Here is a 19,405-nt window from a genome sequence, read left to right as displayed (position 1 = left end):
AGTAGCCCTTTTTTAATACTAATCTTCAATGTAGACCCTTCCGCCAACAAAAGTATTCTTGTACACTTTTTTTGGATTGCCATATACATGTACATCCCCACCGGCCTTTACTTTGATATCAATCTGTTCGGAAGCAAAGACATCGGCTTCACCCCCTGCAGAAATCTTTAGATCCGTATTTGAGGTTCGGAGTTCGCGACCTTCAAAAATACCGCCAGTGTTTAGCACCACGGTTTGGTTTTTTGCCAAACCAGATGCTTCTACGATACCACCGGTTACCGCTCTTATATCCGCATAATCCACATCCATTCCAATGTGTATCTTGGCTCCTTCTTGGGCTCGCAACTCAATTTTGCTCTTTTTCACCATTTCATTGCATGTAATCTTAGCACCTTCATTACCATCAATTATATTCAAATCGGTATAGTGTACTTCTATTAGCGTATCCTCTCCAGTGAATTTTTTATCCAGTTGCATTCTTAGTTTTAGCACGCCTTTTTTGTTCATCCATTTAATGTCATCTACATTCCTTCCCTTGATAACAATTTTATTTTCATCGGATTGAATGAGATTCACTTCGATCAAATCAAAAACCTTGATTTCATTAAAATCCCCAACCTCCGTATCGATCATACGTTGGGAAAACATATTTGCAGAAATAAAAAGGGCAAAAAGCGTAAATATTCTTTTCATGATAGTATTATTTTCTGTTAACAAAGATGAGCAGTTTATAAAATTGTTACAGTTTTCCCAATAAAAAGTCATTTAAAACCTATGGATATAAACCTTTGGTTCTAAATGACCCCTGAATGTATTTTATAAGTGTTTGCCTACTTATTGATAATCTTTTCTTGATGGTTGATCGATTCTTGGTGAATCGCCTTGAACATTCGTAAAACAAATTCCTCGCTCAACCCTTGGGATTCCCCTTCAAGAATCATTTTGCCCAATATGGCATTCCATCTGTTGGATTGCAGGACGGCCACATTCCTTTGTTTCTTTAGCTTTCCGATACCATCAGAGACTTTCATGCGTTTTCCCAAGGTGTCTATCAGCTGATTGTCGATAACATCTATTTGGGCCCTTAAGTTATTCAATTTGCTATTGTATTCCGCTTCTTCATCGGTCTCTTTTCTAATACGAAGGTCGTTCATGATCTGGACCAACCTTTGAGGGGTCACCTGTTGGGCAGCATCGCTCCATGCGTTGTCCGGGTCATAGTGCGTCTCTATCATCAGTCCATCAAAATTTAAATCCAAAGCAGTTTGTGATACATCAAAAATCATATCACGTTTCCCCGTAATGTGGCTTGGGTCATTGATTATGGGCAAATCCGGAAATTTGGACTGTAGCTCAATTGCCAATTGCCATTCAGGAATATTACGGTATTTTGTTTTTTCATAGGTTGAAAAGCCCCTATGTATTACACCTAAATTCTTAATATCGGCAGAATACAATCGCTCCACGGCCCCTAACCAAAGTGATAAATCTGGATTTACCGGATTCTTGATAAGCACAATCTTATCGGTTCCTTCCAGTGCATCTGCAATTTCTTGGACGATAAAAGGGCTTACCGTAGAACGTGCACCAATCCACAACAAATCCACATCATGTTCCAACGCCAAATCTACATGTGCGCGATTGGCGACTTCCGTAGCAGTTTTTAGACCTGTTTCGTCCTTTACCTTTTGTAACCACTTTAATCCAATGGCCCCTACTCCTTCAAAATTACCTGGTCGTGTTCTGGGTTTCCAGATTCCGGCACGGTAATAATTAACATCGGTATCTTTTAGATTATGTGCAATTTTCAGGACTTGGTCTTCGGTCTCGGCACTACAGGGGCCTGCAATGACCAATGGATGTGGCAAGGCCATATCATCCAACCATTTTCTCATTTCTTTTGAATTCTCCATTTGGTATATTATTCGTTGTTTGCTTCGACTGCGCTCAGCACAGGTGTTGTTCGTTGTTCGTTGTTCGTTGTTCGTTGTTCGTTGTTCGTTGTTCGTTGTTCGTTGTTCGTTGTTCGTTAAAAAACTATTTTTACTTTGTAAGCGGTATTCCTTTTAGTATTTGTTTTATTCTATTGGTGTTGTTCATTTCTTCATAAACATTTTCAAAATCGTTATTTATGAGAAGTTTTTTGAACGTTTCCAGGTTTTGAATGTATTCTTCCAAGGTTTCGATTACGTTTTCCTTGTTCTGTTCAAAAATCGGCGTCCACATATCAGGGGAGCTTTTTGCCAAACGCACGGTACTTTCGAAACCACTGCCTGCCATATCAAAAATATCGCGCTCATTCTTCTCCTTTTCGATTACGGTCTTCCCCAACATAAATGAACTGATGTGCGATAAGTGCGATACGTAAGCAATGTGCTTATCATGTGCATCAGGATTCATGTAGCGGATACGCATCTTCATCTTTTGAAATATTTCCAGTGCTTTTTCTTGAAGCTTGAAAGCGGTTTTTTCCACCTCACAGATTATGTTGGTCTTGCCCTCATACAATCCGTTTATTGCAGCAGAAGGTCCTGAAAACTCTGTTCCTGCAATAGGGTGACAAGCCAAAAAGTTTCTTCGCTTTGGATGCCCATCCACGGTCTTGCAAATCAGCTTTTTCGTAGAGCCCGCATCCATCACCACTGCATCCTCACTAACAGCATCTAGAATTTTTGGCAACTCTGATGTCAAGGAATTTACTGGAATACTTACGAAAACAATATCTGAAGTTGCCAAAGTACTATAGTTGCCTATTTCATCGATAATTCCCAGCTCCAACGCTTTTTTGCCGTTCAATTCATTCTTGTCAATGCCTGCTATGTTTGAATCGGGATATAGTTTTTTAAAGTCTTTTGCAAAAGACCCTCCAATCAATCCAACCCCAATAATCGTTAAGTTCATTTATCAACAGTTTTAAATAATGAAAGCGACATTAAAAACATGATTTATATACTCAGCGCCTAACATTTAATTACTTAAATCTTTCTATTGCTTCCTTTATTTTTTCTTCTTCCACACAAAGTGAAAATCGTATATATCCTTCTCCATTGCTGCCAAAAATAGTTCCCGGAGCAATGAAAATATCTTTGCTGTATAATAATTCATCTATAAATGCTTCGGAAGATTTTGACCCCTCGGGCAATTTTGCCCAAATGAACATGCCCGCAGCATCTTTATCGTAGGTAGCGTCAAGTTTATCGACCAATAGAAACATTAGTTTTCTACGTTTTCTATATACCTCGTCCAATTTTTCAAACCAATCACCACCACTTTCAAGGGCAGTGATCGCTCCTTTTTGAATTCCATAAAACATACCGGAATCCATATTACTTTTAACCTTTAAAACTGCCGTAATGTGCTCCGAACTTCCCAACACCATACCCACTCGCCAACCGGCCATATTGAAGGTCTTGCTAAGGGAATTCAGTTCTAATGCAACTTTCTTTGCACCTTCTATCTGTAAAATACTGGTAGGGTTATCGTTGAGTACAAAACTGTATGGGTTGTCATTGACGATGAGTAAATCCTTCGCTTCGGCAAAGGCAACCAATTCTTCCATCTTCGCCCTATCAATTTTGGCTCCTGTAGGCATATTGGGATAGCTTATCCACATTAACTTCACCTTGGACAAGTCCGTTTTCTCCAAAGCTTTTATATTTGGTAACCATCCGTTCTCTGCCGTTAAATCGTACATAATCGGTTTTGCCCCGATTAAATTTGTAACAGAACTATAGGTTGGATACCCTGGATTTGGTATCAAAACCGCATCGCCCACATTCAAAAATGCCAAGCTGATGTGCATGATTCCCTCTTTGGAACCCATCAATGGCAAAAGTTCGGTGTTGGCATCCACATGTACCTTAAAACGCGAAGCATAAAAATTGGCCATGGCTTCCCGCAGTTCCGGTAATCCTTGATAGCTTTGGTATTGATGTGCCTTGTTATCTTCCAAAACATTCTGTAATGTACTTACCGCTTCTTTTGAAGGTGGCAAATCTGGACTACCGATACCCATGTTTATAATAGGTTTTCCCTGATTGATCAAACCACGGACTTCCCTTAGTTTTTTTGAGAAGTAGTACTCCTGGACGCTATGTAACCTATCTGCTGTAATCATTGTTGCAATGCATTTTTATATTCTCCCAATACCCTAAAATCCTCCGACATTATTTCCAGTAAGGATTTGGCTTTTTTGAAAAAATCATATTCATCAAAAGTGACATCGACAAAAAAAGCATATTTCCAAGGCGTTTCAATCACGGGAAGGGATTGGATTTTGGTCAGGTTTAAGTTACAATCGCTCATAACGTTGAGAACTGTGGCCAAACTTCCCCGTTTATGATCTGTTATAAATCGTAGCGATGCCTTGTTTATTTCTTCTTTTGGTAAAACCTTGTTCTGTTTTTTTAGAATGATAAAACGTGTAGCATTATTTTTTATCGTCTGAATCTCATCGGCAATAATATCCAAATCATATAGATCCGCAGCAACTCTTGGAGCAATTGCAGCAATATTGGTTAATTGGCCTTCTTTTATACGTTTAGCTGTTTCTGCTGTGTCCACATCTTCTACCAGTTTTATGTCCGGATATTTTTTAAAAAACTCCTTACATTGCAAAAGTGCCATGGGATGCGAATGTACTTCCTTAATATCCTCAAATGAACTCCCCTTTAACACCATAAGGTTATGGTGAATATTTAAATAGTGCTCGCCAATAATATGCACATTGTTATGATATACCAAGTTGTAATTGGGGATTATAGACCCGGCAATGGAATTCTCGATGGCCATTATTCCTTTATCGATAGCGCCGTTGGATAATTGCTGTATAATAGCATCAAAAGAAAGGCATTCCACCAAATCAATGTCATCCCCAAAAAAATCTTTTGCCACTTGATGGTGGTTAGACCCCCTTATTCCCTGTATTGCTACTTTTAAAGACATTCTTACTGTATTAAGACCCTTCGACTATATTTGGACTTCGCTCGATTACTATTCCTAGGTCGTCCAAAACGAAAGTTCAGGACAAAAAAAATCCCGATTTGCATCGGGACCCTTTGTTATATAGCTACTATATTTCAGAACAGTCCCTTGCTTCTCTTAAAAAAGAAGTAGAAATAAAAACCGTTCCAGAAATATACTTTTGTCATTTTTCAATAAATCTTGGGCTAAGATAGGTATTCAATTGAAAAACAAAAGCTAAACTTAATTTTTTTTTGATTTTTAGCTATATCTCCAGATGTTTTGCATATTGTTTCGCATAAGCACTACTTTTTTAAGAATTCAAGATTTAATATTAATTTATTAAGCCTCGACTTGGCACTCTCATTATTCTTCTTCTTTTCATATTACAGCTAACTTACTCTTTGAGAAATCTAAATCTGTATTTTTGAAAATCAAAACAGCACCAAATGTCCATTACAGTGAGTAACATCTCCAAAAGCTTTGGGAATCAAAAAGCATTGAACAATGTGTCCTTTTCTATTCAAAAAGGAGAAATTGTTGGCTTTTTGGGTCCTAATGGTGCTGGAAAATCTACCATGATGCGCATTTTGACTACATATTATAAAGCTAACTCTGGCGAAGCTGAGGTCAATGGACACAATGTTTTAACATCTGAACAGCGCGTACAAAAAAGTATTGGCTACTTACCAGAACACAATCCCCTTTATCTTGATATGTACGTGAAGGAATATCTCGCTTTTAACGCAGATGTATACCAAGTTGCCAAAGAACGGATCGATATTATAATCGAACAAACTGGACTTACTGTTGAAGCACATAAAAAAATAGGGCAGTTATCCAAAGGATACCGACAACGTGTTGGTTTGGCAGCCGCATTATTGCACGACCCAGATGTACTTATTTTGGACGAACCCACAACAGGGCTTGATCCCAACCAATTGATCGAAATTAGAAAACTCATCAAGGAAATTGGAAAAGAAAAAACTATATTACTTTCCACCCACATCATGAAAGAGGTCGAAGCGGTTTGCGATAGGGTTATCATCATCAATAAAGGAGAAATCGTCGCTGACAAAAAAATGGACGAGCTACGTGAAGTCGAGGAACAGATCATCGAGGTCGAGTTTGATTACAGGGTCGAAGAAATGTTGCTGAACAAGCTGCCAAATGTTACCCATGTTAAGAATGTAGGAGGCTTTGTTTATGAGGTTACGTTCAATACTATAAAAGATATGCGACCGGCAGTTTTTGATTTTGCCCATGACAATGAGCTAAAAACATTGCAGTTAAGTAGAAAAAACAAAAATCTAGAAAGTCTTTTTACCGAATTGACAAGCTAGCCTGTGCTATTTTATTCTTCCCAAATTTTCATCTACGTCCTTGTTTTTAAATTTGGTTTTTTTGGTGTTTCCAAAATCGTATTTTACCGAAAACGCGACCTCCTGCGCATCTACAAAATAGACCCCTGCCGCCTCCACACCGTTTACGGAATAGCGTTCTTCAAAATTCATTGCCTGTGTAATATCGTTCAATCGAATAGCGCACTGTAATTTTTCAAAAAAGGTTTTTGTAATCGTCGCATCCAATACCAACAAGCCGTTACGCTGAAAAATACCTTCTTGCCTTTTTGTTAGCAACCATCCGCCAAAGGCTATTGAAATATCTTTTTTTATTTTGAACTGTTGGTTGGAATATGCGTACAGATACGGACTTGTACTGCCAATAGTAGCTATGCTATCTTCGATCTTGTTATACGTAAGACTGATGGTATTCGTAGAGGTCCATTTTTTATGGGAATAAGGCAATGTTAATTGTACCAAAAACCCAGATTCCCTTTCAAAATTAATCGTGGATAAGATAGCCCTTTCAAGCGTATCATCATACTGAATGGTAAAATTCGTAGTATTTGTATTTCGGTAATACAAGGCATTGATGGATTTATTTTTCCACTGAAAATTGGCAGATACTTCATTGGTCAATGTTGGCAATAAATTGACATCGTTTACGGCTTCTAAAAAAGGATTTATGAATGTTCTAATGGTACTTATTCCCCTGAAACTTGGACGTGAAATGCTACGTGCAAAATTTACCGATACGGTTTTAGTACTATCGAGTTGCAGGTTCAAACTTGCTTTTGGAAATAGGTTGGTGTTTTCTCGGTCAACAAGAGGTAAAGCTTGATCTTTAAGTTCGCTCCTAACCTTATTGTACTCGACCCGTAATCCCAATTCATAATCTATTCCCTTTTTTATGTTTCCTGACAATGTGGTATATCCCGAATGCAATCGCTCCTCATAATCAAAATCAAAAATAGTTGCGGAGTTATTGGATATCTCCTGTATTTCGGTAAAAGCACCTGCTCTCGCCTCGTTAAAATTCGCACCAAGTTCCCAGTTTAAATTATCGGAAATAATATGTTCCAAATCTACCCGAAATGCCAAAGAATTAATTTTATATTCCTGTCCCCTATCTTCATCCAAACTAAACCCATCACCGTTAAAATTGTTTGAGATTTCGGTATCCAAAGTTTGTTTATAAAAAGAGTATTGAAGCCCTGTAAAAAGATTGAGATTTTTGGCTACTTTTTTATTGTAGTTAAAATTACTGCTGAAATAGTCTTTGATGTTATCATTTTCAGAATCCGAGACAATATTGTCTTCCCCAGCTTCACTTCGAACAAAAGTTTCCGTTTCTATTGGGGCATCGTTCGTTTGCCTTCTGAAGGTTGTATTGAATGAAAAATAGTCGTCTTTTTTTAAGGGATAGAAAAATCCCAAGCCACCATTTATTTCCTTACGCTTGTTTAAATCTATCAGTACCAGATAATCGGAAAAAATGTTTTCTTCGGGTATATCAAATGCAAACGTATGGCTTTCCCATTGTCCCAGATCATTGTAAGCAAAATTCCCCTGAATCGTCCAGTTTCCATTGGAATAACTCCCATTTGAGTTTATATAATTGTTGAAGTTCCGTCGAAACGAAGCCGTCTCGCTAACGTTCATTCTTACACCTTTACTTGAATTTCTCTTTCTGGTAACCATCAGTACCGCCCTTCCTTCCGCTTCATATTTTGCCGATGGATTTGCAATCAACTCAATACTTTCAATGGCATCCACCGAAAGCGCGGTCAATTCTTCAAAAGTAATGCGTTGACCCCCCATATAAATCAATGGATTTCCCTTCCCAATAATTGAAATGGATTCCCTGTCTGCCGCAATCTGAACGTTGGGCAATTTGGCCAATACGTCCAACGGGTCGGGTATCGATGAGAATACCGGATTTTGAACATCGATTTTCAGATTGCCGTTCTTATTGGTAATTGGATTTTTGGCAGCTACGACCTCAACTTCCCCCAATTGTTCGGCACTTTCCGTTAAAGTAATTTCCAGTTCAATATTTTTATCGAGAAGAAAGGGCGTTTCATAATCTTCAAAGCCTAAAACGGATATTCTTAAATAATAGCTGTTTCCGACAACGGCATTGAAAGTGAACCCACCATCGTACAATTGTGTGTACTTGATCAGGTTTTCTTGGCTTTCATCATAGAGGAGCACATCTCCGACCGCAACATTGTTTCCATGCTCGTCAACTACGTTACCCCATAACGAAAATTGATCTTGACCAAAAACAGCGGAAATCGAAAAACAAAAAATAAGAAAATACAAATGCCTCAAAATGTCTGAATTTTGAAACAAAGTAATACCTGGGTATCATGGGAATGAAGAAAAACAGGTCTGATTTAGGTACTAGTACCCGTACTCTTTTGCAATAACTCCCGTCTATTGGCCACGTTCAGTTTATTGTAAATATTGGTAATATGGGTCTTTACCGTGCTTAGACTGATAAAAAGTTCATTGGCAATCTCTTTATTACTTTTTCCTTGAAGAATGAGGTTTTGAATGGTCGTTTCCTGTTTACTCAAGTCAGGGATAACGATAGCTTGCTTTTTTCTTTTCACTTTTAAGGTAATGTAGCCCAAAACAAGTACGATTATGAACAGTCCAAGATTCATCCACCTACTTTGTTGCAGTTCTTTTTCCAAAGAAACATTTGTGAGGTAGGCCAACTTTTTTTCCAAAAAGATATATGTAGTCGGGTTCAAATCGCTTTTTCGCAATTCTGAAAGCAGGTTTAGATAATACATTTCATTTTGGGCAATATCTTTGTCCAACAATTGCTGGCTTTCCAACTGTTTGATACCTATGAGCTTTACCATTAAGATTTGAAGTGAGTCCTTGACAAAACCTTTGCGTGAGGCTATCTTTTCTTTTGCAGATCGATAGTGCCCGGACAGATTTGCCTCAAACTCATTGAATTTTTGCCATTCTTGTTGCGCTTCGTTGGTTGTTTCAATATCGGCAAATAATTCTTTACCTCTCTTAAATTGGATAAACCCTTTATTGGAATGAATAAAATCAACTTCTGCTTTCACCGTATCATTTATCATTTTTTTAATACGATTGATGGACAATCGGTACAATTGGTCCGAGTCCGAGATATATTTTTTATTAAAGGAAAATGAGCCATCTTTTTTGATCTTTGCTATGGCCACAGGTTTTCCTTCGGCATCGCTTTTTAAATGGTCGATTGATAATTTACTTAGGTGTATATCGGTTTCCCATTCTTCAGGGTTTTCTAGATTGACAAAACCCGAAACCGCATCTTGGGCAGAAACCCTTAAAACAGTAATGACCAAAGCTATAATTAAAAAGTTTCTGTACATCATAATGGCTTTAGAGCTAAATTTACTGTATTTAACGTATTGAAGCAACTGTGACTGTCGTTTTCCATTGTCATCTGCAGTACTATTTTTTCTACCATTATTTTACCTCAAGCATCATGTTATTCCAGTATTCAAATCGGTATTTTTGCGTTTCCATTTTAACATGATATATGAAAAAGAACCTCGCTAGTTTGGAATTATCGGAAGAAGAGATGAAAACGTATGGTCATCAAGTAATAAATGCCATTGTAGCACATTTTCAAACACAGGATAGTGAATTGCCCGTAGCCATGGGTTCTAGGGAAGAAATGGATTCCCTATTTCTGGAAGAAGCTCCAGAAGAAGGTTCGGCGCCAATCGATGTACTAAATTTTGTTCTTGAAAACGTAATGACAAAGAGTACGAATCTTTCGCACCCCAAATCATACTCGTTTGTTCCAGGTCCAAGTAATTTTGTGAGTGTTATGGCTGATTCGCTTGCAACGGGATACAATATATTCTCAGGAGGATGGGTCGCATCACCGGCCGCGGCAGAATTGGAAATCATAACCATACAGTGGCTCTTAAAAATGTTTGGCTTTCCACAGAAAAAGGGTGGTGGTATTTTTACCAGCGGCGGTTCAATGGCAAACTTAACGGCATTGACAACAGCACGAAGAATTAAATGTGGCGAGGATTTTTCCAAAGCTATAATCTACCTATCCGATCAGGCACATTCATCCAATATTAAAGCGATTAGGGTGCTTGGATTTAAGAAAGAACAAATTCGTATCATCCCTACAGATATTGAGTTTAAGTTTTCCATCAATAAACTCAAAAATTGCATCGCAAAAGATAGGTTAAAAGGTCTTCTTCCTTTTTGTTTGATAGCCACTTCCGGAACTACTAATACAGGTACCGTTGACCAACTCTCCGAGTTGGCAAAAATCTGTAAAAAAGAAGACATCTGGTTTCATATTGATGGTGCATATGGTGCTGCGGCCATATTATCTAAAAAGGGCAAACAAATGATGAAGGGCATTGAAAAAGCGGATTCTTTAACGGTAGATCCCCATAAATGGTTTTTTCAGCCTTATGAAATGGGCTGCCTTTTAGTCAGGAACCACAAACACTTAAGTCATACCTTCACGGAAAAACCTGAATACCTTAGGGATATCGAAGGGAATACATCTGAAATTAATTTTTACGACCACGGCATTCAACTGACTAGAAGATTCAGGGCGTTAAAGTTTTACATGTCCATAAAGACCTTTGGCCTTCAAGAGTTCAGGAATGCGATAACCTATAATATTGATTTGGCCGAAAAAGTAGAAAAAATCCTTAGGGCAAGCAAAACATGGGAAGTTATTTTTCCTGCTACATTGGCAATAATTAACTTTAGGTACAATCCTATTGGAAAAAATTGTACCGAAAAACAGCTTGATGCCATGAATCAATACATTTCAGAAAAAGTGGTCACTTCAAGAAAAGCACTCTTGGTAACGACATTATTGCATGGACAAGTGGTTTTGCGTATGTGCCTCATAAATCCGAGAACTACTATTGATGATGTAAAAGAGACTTTAGCACTTTGCAGAAAGTTCGCAAATGACCAAAGTCTCGTAAAATTATAATGAACCAATCCCGATTGGAATAAAGAAATGTGAAATCTTTACCTTCTTGAGATATGGAGTATTTAAAATTTTAAAGCTACACCAAGGCCATTTCTATTGCCCATAGGAACAAGCCTAAAAGAAGTTTTATAATCAAGATGCTCATTATAAGTCAAAATTGCTTTTTTTGAATTTTTATTTGATTGATACAAGAAGAAACTTCCAATCAACCCGAAACCTATTGTGCCCAACGCCGGTACTAATGCGTCACCATCATCTTCTGCCAATTCTGAAGCTGTCCAAACCGTAAAACCTATTTTGACCAATAAAGGCCAAGTAACCTACAGCAGCATTTATTTCTGATTTTTTCCAATAGGCCGTTGCCTCATTATTCGTATAAAGCAGACTTTTGAATTCGCTTTTGGACAATTTCCCATCATCTTGGCAATACTCTTGTGCTCAGAAACCTTGAAACGAAGTTAGCTCTTGGGCATTGACATTTGATATAAATAAGCTGATTGAGCATAAAGCAAGAATAAAATTAATTTTTTCATTATGTACATGTTAAGTTCAAATGTACCCTGGTTCTTTTCTTTACGGTTGTCAAAAAATCCTTTTTTATTAAAGTTAAAACATCTGTTCGTTGTATGCCCTATTTAAATCATTTTGAATTTGAGGATTTGTACAATTTATCAAGACCGAAATCACGACCTGTTCTTTTGGATACACAAAAAAATTTGAATAAGCACCAACACTGTTCCCCACATGGCCCACATAATTTCTGCCCTGATCATCTTGGCTCACCTGAAATCCCAATCCGTAATAGGTTAAGCTTCCATTCACAGTTTGAGAAGTCAATATTTCTTTTAAAATCTCTGGAGCTACCAGTTCCTTATCTAAAATAGCCTTTCCCAACTTAGCAATATCGTTGCTCGTTGATAAATAACCTCCACCTGCAAGTTTGTAGTAATTATTTACCGGAACTGCTTTTTTGAAGCCCATTTTAGTTTTGGTATAGGTTAGACTTTGCTCAACTACCTTTTTCTGATTACTTCGGCTATGTTCGGTAACCCCTTCGGGCATCGTATTCGACATTCCCAAAGGTTCCAGAATTTTTTCAGCTACATACTTTTCAAATGGAATGCCACAGGCCTCTTGCATAGCAAGTGATAACAGAACAAAATCAAAACTGTTGTAGAGATAGCCCTTTCCCGGTTTAAAAACCAATGGGTCGTCTTTGAATATTTCGATACTATCTTTAATGGAATAAGGCATATTCAAGGCAAATTCTTTTCCCATGTAACCACGAATACCTGCTGTATGACTTGCCAGCTGCCTTAAGGTGAAATCATATTTCTTCTTTGGATAGTAGGGAACATACCTATAAAAAGATGCATCCAATTCCACTATTTCTTCCTCAACCATCTTTGCCAATGCAAGACCTGTTATACATTTTGAAATACTGGCGATACGAAATAATGTTTTTTGGGGACTTATTTTTACTTTTTTGTCTAAATCAGCATAGCCGTATCCCCTTTCGTAAATCAACTTGCCCTTTCTTAAAATAGTAATGGAAACTCCTGGAATTCTGTTTTCAACAACTAAATTGTGCAATATGGCATCCGTCAGATCTAAACCATTGAGTGTTTCAAAAGATTTAATCCCTGATGATGATGAAAATAGACTTTTGAGGTATGAGAACAGATTCATGTCACAAGAATAGTTAGGTAAATCCCAAGAAAACTCTTTTTTATTTAAGTTACGAAGTTGCTTCGCTTTGCTGACATATCAATCTTCAAAAATCAATCTTCCATTAAAAAGTTCTTCAACTTCAACTTCAGGTGGGCGGTTGCTACTGATAACGTCTCCTACTCCCCTAATTACACCACTTATTCGCAATTGTGGATTGACAAAAACATCATTTGACCCACGATGGTTAATATCTACATTTTGGGCAATCAAATTCTCAGCTTCTATTCTGGAATCTCCCGCGGCAATAGTTATACCAAAATCAATAGTGGTTCCTCTCAGTTTAAAATAGGCTATACCATTGGTTGTTATTTGAACGTTTTCAGAATTCACATTTAAATCAAATGTTCCATCTGTGGTCTGCGCTTCTGGTTCGGTAAAACTTTCCGAAACCAAAGAAAGGCTTGGGTAATTCAACATACCGATGCTGGAAATCAGCAAGCCTGTACTACTACGTATTTGCACTATATTTGGAGCGGTCACATATATTGTTGTTAAGGCATAATCCCTAAAAAAGTTACAGCTATTTTCATTGCGCAACATCAGACGTCCATCTGTTACCGTTGCAGAAACGTCATTTCTTAAATACTCCCCTGTTTCAATTTCTACCGATTGTTCCTCACCTTGTTGTATGACAAGATTGATGTTCTCAAAAACGGTAATCGCATCAAATTCTGAAACTTCGACGCTCTCACGAACCAAATTGCCAGCATTTTGAAAACAGTCAGGTGTGTTTTCTCCATTGCAGGACAGTAATAGGGAAAATAGACCAAACCAAAGAAATTCCTTGAGTTTAGTTATAAAGACCTTGCTTCTTCTATTTAAAAAACTAACTTCTAACATGTATCTTTTAAAGTCTGATTCCTATTCCAAATTCAACGGTTTCCGCTTTTGCCCCATGCGATTTTAGTGTGATCGCTCCGAACATTTTTTCTCCAAAATAACGTTTGAGCCCAATACGATTATAGACCCTGCCCTCAAAATCAAAAGGGTAATAAACATAATACCCCAATTGTGCCACAACACTCAATTGATTCACAAAAAGTTCATGCCCAACGAATAATCCAACCCTTCTATAATCCATATCAGGTGCTACGTTTAGCTCTGGAAATGAGATAGATTGAAATCGTATCAGTTCTTTTAAGAAATTTGAGAAAAACACATCTGCACCCAATTGAAGGGCACTTTTTCTCCCCAACCTTTTATCTGCGTATGCGGAGAGAATCCAAAATCCGTAGCGTCCAGAATTAATAATGTCGCTTTCATTGGCCCCAGCCCTTAATGCAAAATTATATCTTATGGGTTCAGATACTTTTTCAACATTTTCAAGCTCAATGAAGTCATGGGATGTTTCAGAATCCAAATCATAGGTCAACCCAAAATTGAAGGCCATAGTATTTGTGGATGTATTTGGAGCTTTAAAATTAGCATTGGAATAATGCAACAAAGAAATACCTGCTTTAAAACCTAGCCCAGCTATAAGATTTTCTTTGTGATAGTTGAGCATAACCATGGTGGATGACAAAATATGCGACCCGTAGGCATTGTTCCTAAAATTCCTGTTCTTGTCGTAAGGGTTGGTACTGTAAGCCAAACCCTGTCCAATACGGAATTGTACATTGCGCTTGAAAAAATAAAAATTATAATGGGTATATAAACCAAAGAGGTCGCCCAAGGTCGAATTATTGGTGTTTTGATAAACAAACGAAAAACCTGTGTCCGGATATCCGTATAATGATTCCCATTCCTCGTTTCCATATCTTTTTCTATTGAAGCCCAAAATAACTCCACCTGGGTGGTTGGTTATAAGATGTGAAATATCTGGATTATGCAATAGAATTGAACCATAAAATTGACTCGCATCCAATACAAATTTTTTTGATTTTTTTTCCTCTTGGGAAAATCCATAGCTACAGCAGACTATTAAAAGAAAATAAAGTAGGCGCTTCATTGGGCGCAAAGGTAAGTATGAATTACGAAGTTGGGAATGAGAAGGATAAATAAAATTTATTGTTAATGATTTAAATCAAATTCACATGAAAAAATGTTGTAGCATAGTTCTTTATGATAAATGGTGGATGACGGATGATAAATGACAGGCAACAGGTGAGTGGTGACGGGTGATAGATGAGGGATAAATTTGAACAATGGACAATGAACAGTGAACAATGGTTGCTAACCACTAACCACTAACCACTAACCACTAACCACTAACCACTAACCAAACTAAAACACTTCTTTTGCAATTGCTTTAATATTATCTGATTTTCCCATAGAATAATAGTGCAATACAGAAACTCCTGCTTCTTTAAGTTCTTTTGATTGGTGTATGCACCACTCCACCCCCACTTGACGCACTTCCTTATTTGTTTTGCATTTCTCAACGGCTTCTATCAAATCTTCAGGGATATCAACACGGAAAACTTGGGGCAGTAATTGTAGATGTTTTTTTACAGCTATTGGTTTTATACCTGGAATGATAGGTACATCAATACCCATTTTTCTCGCCTCTTCCAAAAACTCAAAATATTTCTGATTGTCAAAGAACATTTGTGTCACTACATAATCTGCTCCTCTATCCACCTTTTCTTTTAGTCGTTTTAAATCTGATTTTAGAGAAGGGGCTTCCATATGCTTCTCAGGGTAACCAGCAACACCGATACAAAAATCGGAACAGTTATCCGTTTCGATTACCTCATGCAAATAATTACCACAATTTAACTCTTGAATCTGTTTTACCAATTGGGATGCGTATTGATGTCCCCCATTGGTTGGTTCAAAATACTTTTCTTCTTTCATGGCATCACCTCTAAGTGCCATAACGTTGTCTATCCCCAAATAATGGCAATCAACTAACAGATATTCGGTTTCTTCCTTGGTAAAACCTCCGCAAAGTACGTGCGGAATGGCGTCAACATTGTATTTGTGTTTTATAGAAGCACAGATACCCAAAGTCCCTGGGCGCATTCTGGTCAATTTCTTATCCAATAGATTACCCTTTTCGATATACACAAATTCTTCGCGCGAAGTGGTTACATCAATAAATGGTGGGTTAAATTCCATGAGGGGGTCAATATTGTCATAGAGTTCCTTGATACTTTTTCCCTTTACCGGTGGAATTATCTCAAAGCTGAATAGGGTTTCACCTTTTGCTTTTTTTATGTGGTCTGTTACTTTCATTTTTTTTGTTCGTTGCTGGTTGTTCGCTGTTTTTTATTGATTTGACAACTATGAACCATAAACTGTTTTATTCATCAACCAAATTTGGAGCGAGCCATTTTTGGGCTTTCTCGATTTTAATTCCTTTGCGCGTTGCAAAATCTGCAACTTGGTCCTGTTTTATCTTTCCCAGTCCGAAATACTTAGCCTCTGGATTGCCAAAATAGTAACCACTAACACTTGCAGCAGGCCACATGGCCAAACTTTCCGTTAGTTCTACACCAATATTTTCCTTTACATTTAATAAATTCCAAATGGTCAATTTCTCCAAATGGTCTGGACAAGCAGGATAACCTGGGGCAGGCCGAATACCTCTGTATTTTTCCTCTATTAAATCTTTATTGGACAACGTTTCATCAACCGCATAGCCCCAATGTTTTGTACGGACTTCTTTATGCAAATATTCCGCAAAAGCCTCTGCCAAACGGTCTGCAAGTGCCTTAATCATGATAGAGCTATAATCGTCCAATTTCTTTTCATGGTCCGCTGCCAATTCCGCTGTGCCAAAACCAGTGCTTACACAAAAACAACCTATATAATCTTGTTTGCCACTTTCTTTTGGAGCGATAAAGTCAGCTAACGCATAATCGGGCACTCCCTCCCTTTTCTTTAATTGTTGACGAAGGGTTCTGAATACCCCTTCCCTGCCTCCCCCAGAAGGGGAGGAGTACACTTGAATATCATCGTGGTTCACGGTATTTGCTGGAAATAATCCGAAAATACCCTTTGCCTTTAATTTTTTTTCCAAAACAACTTTTTGAAGCATTTCTTGGGCATCTTTGAATAATTCCGTTGCTTGCTCTCCTACAACATTGTCCGTAAGGATATTGGGGTACTTACCGTGCAGATCCCAGCTCCTAAAGAATGGCGTCCAATCGATATAATCAATAAGTTTTTCCAAATCCAAATCATCAATAATTTGAATGCCCAATGTATTAGGTTTTACGATTTCGGCGCTGCTCCAATCGATTTGAAATTTATTTGCCCTTGCAGCTTCGATTGTTTTATATTCTTTTTTCTTGGTTCGACTTAAAAACTTATCACGAAATTCTTCGTAATCTAGTTTGATATCGCTTTTATAACCATCGGATGTTTCTTTTTGAAGCAAATCACCAACAACGGTTACCGCTCTGGAAGCATCGTTCACATGAACTACAGTATTGCTGTATTGAGGGTCAATTTTGACAGCTGTATGTGCCTTGCTCGTCGTGGCTCCCCCAATTAATAGCGGTACTTTAAAGTTCTGACGTTCCATTTCCTTGGCCAAAAAAACCATTTCGTCCAGCGAAGGAGTTATCAATCCGCTTAAACCTATAACATCCACACTATGCTCTATTGCAGCGTTGATGATTTTTTCAGGGGGAACCATAACCCCTAAATCAACAATTTCATAATTATTACAGGCCAAAACAACGCTCACAATGTTCTTTCCAATATCATGGACATCACCTTTAACGGTAGCCATAAGGATTTTACCGGCACCACGCCCCCCATCCCCCAAAGGGGGAGCCATTAACTGCTCGTGTATTTGCTCCAAGACACATTCAAGGTTTCCCAAAACCTCTTCATTTGTGAAGCGAACGACTCGGTAACCTTCTTTTTCAAGCCAAGCTGTACGTTCCGAATCGGATTTTTTGTTTTCTGGCAGTTGATGGTGCAAACCGTCCACTTCAACAATCAAGTTTTGTTTAAGACAGATAAAATCAGTAATAAATTCTCCAATAATGTGTTGCCTTCTAAACTTGAATCCATTAAGATTTTTTCCACCCAAGGCATTCCAAAGTAGTTTCTCGGCTTCTGTGGGATGATTTCGCATTCTTTTGGCATGCTCCTTCAACAAGCCATATAGCACAGGATTTGCCGTTTTCCAATACTGCTCCCCCTTTGGGGGTTGGGGGGCTGATTTTTCCTTCTCTTCTTCTATATAGGGAAGTAAATATGCTACTGCCTTTTTCATTACCCGTGCAGACTTTACTACTTGGGGAAGGAACATTTTTCCACTACCAAAGAGGTCACCGACTACATTCATTCCAGTCATCAAATGGCCTTCAATAACTTCAATGGGTTTGGAAACGCTTTGACGTGCCAGCTCTACATCCTCTTCAATATATTGATCTATACCTTTTACCAAGGCACGTGTAATCCTGTTCTGCAAGGGTTCTTCGCGCCAAGACAAATCGACCTTACTTTCTTTTGCCTTCCCTACGACCGATTCTGCAAAATCGAGCAATCTTTCCGTAGCATCATTCCTACGGTTTAAGATTACATCTTCGACATGTTCCAGCAAATCCTTTGGAATATCATCATATACTTCCAACATGGTCGGGTTGACGATTCCCATATTCATTCCCGCTTTAATGGCATGGTACAAAAACACGGAATGCATTGCCTCACGTACCGGATTGTTTCCCCTAAAGGAGAACGAAACATTACTGACCCCTCCACTCACGCTACAATGTGGAAGATTTTTACGTACCCAACGTGTAGCCTCAATAAAATCAATGGCATTTCGTTTGTGCTCGTCCATTCCCGTAGCAACAGGAAAAATATTCAGGTCGAAAATAATATCCTCTGGTGCAAACCCAACTTTGTTCACCAGAATATTATACGACCTTTTGGAGATTTCAATACGTCTTTCATAGTTATCAGCTTGACCCACCTCATCAAAGGCCATTACGATTACCGCAGCACCGTAGCGCTTAATCAGTTTTGCGTGATGGATGAATTCTTTTTCCCCTTCTTTAAGACTGATGGAATTCACCACACATTTACCTTGTACCACCTGTAATCCAGCTTCGATAATCTCCCATTTGGAACTATCTATCATAATAGGAACCCTGGCGATATCAGGTTCGGCAATTACCAAATTCAAAAACTTGACCATGGCTTCTTTGCCATCGATCAAACCATCATCCATATTAATATCGATGATCTGGGCACCACCCTCAACTTGATTTCTGGCAATATCTAGAGCCTCGTCAAATTTTTCTTCTTTAATCAAACGAAGAAATTTTTTTGAACCGGCTACATTGGTACGTTCCCCTACATTTATAAAATTGCTTTCCGGAGTTATGACCAGAGGTTCAAGACCCGAGAGTTTGAGATATTTAGTTGATGGTTGATGGTTGCTGGTTGTTGATAATCTCCCCATAATCAC

General features: G+C 38.2%; 16 protein-coding genes. 2 read left to right on the top strand and 14 right to left on the bottom strand.

What is annotated here, in order from left to right; all coding sequences use genetic code 11:
• Positions 1-18: 18 nt before the first annotated feature.
• The 5 genes from HME9304_RS11125 to HME9304_RS11105 all read right to left on the bottom strand — a co-directional run bounded on the left by HME9304_RS11125 (position 19) and on the right by HME9304_RS11105 (position 4,944).
• Positions 19-693: a head GIN domain-containing protein gene (locus HME9304_RS11125; RefSeq protein ID WP_112378668.1), complete on the bottom strand. Its 675-nt coding sequence runs from the start codon at positions 691-693 to the stop codon at positions 19-21.
• Positions 694-830: 137 nt separating this feature from the next.
• Positions 831-1,913 carry a bifunctional 3-deoxy-7-phosphoheptulonate synthase/chorismate mutase type II gene (locus tag HME9304_RS11120; protein WP_112378667.1) on the bottom strand — a complete coding sequence of 361 codons (1,083 nt, stop codon included), beginning with the start codon at positions 1,911-1,913 and terminating at the stop codon, positions 831-833.
• A 130-nt stretch (positions 1,914-2,043) separates the two neighbouring features.
• A complete protein-coding gene (locus HME9304_RS11115) occupies positions 2,044-2,901 on the bottom strand; it encodes a prephenate dehydrogenase (protein ID WP_112378666.1) in 858 nt (285 codons plus the stop codon).
• 70 nt (positions 2,902-2,971) lie between these two features.
• Positions 2,972-4,117 carry a pyridoxal phosphate-dependent aminotransferase gene (locus HME9304_RS11110; RefSeq protein ID WP_112378665.1) on the bottom strand — a complete coding sequence of 382 codons (1,146 nt, stop codon included), beginning with the start codon at positions 4,115-4,117 and terminating at the stop codon, positions 2,972-2,974.
• Positions 4,114-4,944 (bottom strand): prephenate dehydratase, encoded by an 831-nt coding sequence (locus tag HME9304_RS11105; RefSeq protein WP_112378664.1) that lies wholly within the window; start codon positions 4,942-4,944, stop codon positions 4,114-4,116. Before HME9304_RS11105 ends, HME9304_RS11110 begins: the two co-directional genes overlap by 4 nt.
• A gap of 467 nt (positions 4,945-5,411) precedes the next feature.
• Here HME9304_RS11105 and gldA point away from each other — a divergent pair, with 467 nt between their 5' ends.
• Positions 5,412-6,305: a gliding motility-associated ABC transporter ATP-binding subunit GldA gene (gene gldA, locus HME9304_RS11100; RefSeq protein WP_112378663.1), complete on the top strand. Its 894-nt coding sequence runs from the start codon at positions 5,412-5,414 to the stop codon at positions 6,303-6,305.
• A gap of 6 nt (positions 6,306-6,311) precedes the next feature.
• On the opposite strand, the gene HME9304_RS11095 is transcribed toward gldA, so the two are convergent.
• Together HME9304_RS11095 and HME9304_RS17240 are read right to left on the bottom strand one after the other, a co-directional pair.
• Positions 6,312-8,639 (bottom strand): outer membrane beta-barrel family protein, encoded by a 2,328-nt coding sequence (locus HME9304_RS11095; protein ID WP_123877462.1) that lies wholly within the window; start codon positions 8,637-8,639, stop codon positions 6,312-6,314.
• Positions 8,640-8,704: 65 nt separating this feature from the next.
• Entirely contained in the window at positions 8,705-9,691 is a 987-nt protein-coding gene (locus HME9304_RS17240) for a response regulator transcription factor (protein ID WP_112378661.1), read from the bottom strand.
• Positions 9,692-9,858: 167 nt separating this feature from the next.
• Between HME9304_RS17240 and HME9304_RS11085 the strand changes: the two genes are divergently transcribed.
• Positions 9,859-11,301 carry a pyridoxal phosphate-dependent decarboxylase family protein gene (locus tag HME9304_RS11085; protein WP_112378660.1) on the top strand — a complete coding sequence of 481 codons (1,443 nt, stop codon included), beginning with the start codon at positions 9,859-9,861 and terminating at the stop codon, positions 11,299-11,301.
• A 62-nt stretch (positions 11,302-11,363) separates the two neighbouring features.
• Here the strand turns inward: HME9304_RS11085 and HME9304_RS11080 are convergent, their stop codons facing one another.
• The 7 genes from HME9304_RS11080 to HME9304_RS11055 all read right to left on the bottom strand — a co-directional run bounded on the left by HME9304_RS11080 (position 11,364) and on the right by HME9304_RS11055 (position 19,399).
• Positions 11,364-11,567, bottom strand: a complete 204-nt coding sequence (locus HME9304_RS11080; RefSeq protein WP_123877459.1) for a hypothetical protein — start codon at positions 11,565-11,567, stop codon at positions 11,364-11,366.
• Positions 11,554-11,709: a hypothetical protein gene (locus HME9304_RS16990; protein ID WP_164674836.1), complete on the bottom strand. Its 156-nt coding sequence runs from the start codon at positions 11,707-11,709 to the stop codon at positions 11,554-11,556. The genes HME9304_RS11080 and HME9304_RS16990 overlap by 14 nt, the downstream gene beginning before the upstream one ends.
• Positions 11,710-11,907: 198 nt before the next feature.
• On the bottom strand, positions 11,908-12,990 hold the full coding sequence (locus HME9304_RS11075) for a serine hydrolase domain-containing protein (RefSeq protein WP_112378658.1): 1,083 nt from the start codon (positions 12,988-12,990) through the stop codon (positions 11,908-11,910).
• Between the two features lie 78 nt (positions 12,991-13,068).
• Positions 13,069-13,872 (bottom strand): head GIN domain-containing protein, encoded by an 804-nt coding sequence (locus HME9304_RS11070; RefSeq protein WP_112378657.1) that lies wholly within the window; start codon positions 13,870-13,872, stop codon positions 13,069-13,071.
• 7 nt (positions 13,873-13,879) lie between these two features.
• Complete coding sequence (locus HME9304_RS11065; protein WP_112378656.1) at positions 13,880-14,980, bottom strand: acyloxyacyl hydrolase; 1,101 nt, start codon at positions 14,978-14,980, stop codon at positions 13,880-13,882.
• Positions 14,981-15,255: 275 nt separating this feature from the next.
• A complete protein-coding gene (metF, locus tag HME9304_RS11060; RefSeq protein WP_112378655.1) occupies positions 15,256-16,209 on the bottom strand; it encodes a methylenetetrahydrofolate reductase [NAD(P)H] in 954 nt (317 codons plus the stop codon).
• Between the two features lie 67 nt (positions 16,210-16,276).
• Positions 16,277-19,399, bottom strand: a complete 3,123-nt coding sequence (locus tag HME9304_RS11055) for a vitamin B12 dependent-methionine synthase activation domain-containing protein (protein WP_112378654.1) — start codon at positions 19,397-19,399, stop codon at positions 16,277-16,279.
• Positions 19,400-19,405 lie beyond the last annotated feature (6 nt).

It is taken from the genome of Flagellimonas maritima (genome assembly GCF_003269425.1).
GTDB classification, from domain to species: domain Bacteria; phylum Bacteroidota; class Bacteroidia; order Flavobacteriales; family Flavobacteriaceae; genus Flagellimonas; species Flagellimonas maritima.
Note: the sequence above shows the minus strand (reverse complement) of the source record. Positions and strands in the feature narration are given on the sequence as shown.

What these genes read in the sequence shown, in the direction of transcription:
- HME9304_RS11120 (WP_112378667.1), bottom strand. Translation starts at nt 1,913, where the DNA reads ATGGAGAATTCAAAAGAAATGAGAAAATGGTTGGATGATATGGCCTTG.
- gldA (WP_112378663.1), top strand. Translation starts at nt 5,412, where the DNA reads ATGTCCATTACAGTGAGTAACATCTCCAAAAGCTTTGGGAATCAAAAA.
- HME9304_RS11110 (WP_112378665.1), bottom strand. Translation starts at nt 4,117, where the DNA reads ATGATTACAGCAGATAGGTTACATAGCGTCCAGGAGTACTACTTCTCA.
- metF (WP_112378655.1), bottom strand. Translation starts at nt 16,209, where the DNA reads ATGAAAGTAACAGACCACATAAAAAAAGCAAAAGGTGAAACCCTATTC.
- HME9304_RS11105 (WP_112378664.1), bottom strand. Translation starts at nt 4,944, where the DNA reads ATGTCTTTAAAAGTAGCAATACAGGGAATAAGGGGGTCTAACCACCAT.
- HME9304_RS11115 (WP_112378666.1), bottom strand. Translation starts at nt 2,901, where the DNA reads ATGAACTTAACGATTATTGGGGTTGGATTGATTGGAGGGTCTTTTGCA.
- HME9304_RS11125 (WP_112378668.1), bottom strand. Translation starts at nt 693, where the DNA reads ATGAAAAGAATATTTACGCTTTTTGCCCTTTTTATTTCTGCAAATATG.
- HME9304_RS11075 (WP_112378658.1), bottom strand. Translation starts at nt 12,990, where the DNA reads ATGAATCTGTTCTCATACCTCAAAAGTCTATTTTCATCATCATCAGGG.
- HME9304_RS11055 (WP_112378654.1), bottom strand. Translation starts at nt 19,399, where the DNA reads ATGGGGAGATTATCAACAACCAGCAACCATCAACCATCAACTAAATAT.
- HME9304_RS11070 (WP_112378657.1), bottom strand. Translation starts at nt 13,872, where the DNA reads ATGTTAGAAGTTAGTTTTTTAAATAGAAGAAGCAAGGTCTTTATAACT.
- HME9304_RS17240 (WP_112378661.1), bottom strand. Translation starts at nt 9,691, where the DNA reads ATGATGTACAGAAACTTTTTAATTATAGCTTTGGTCATTACTGTTTTA.
- HME9304_RS11065 (WP_112378656.1), bottom strand. Translation starts at nt 14,980, where the DNA reads ATGAAGCGCCTACTTTATTTTCTTTTAATAGTCTGCTGTAGCTATGGA.
- HME9304_RS11085 (WP_112378660.1), top strand. Translation starts at nt 9,859, where the DNA reads ATGAAAAAGAACCTCGCTAGTTTGGAATTATCGGAAGAAGAGATGAAA.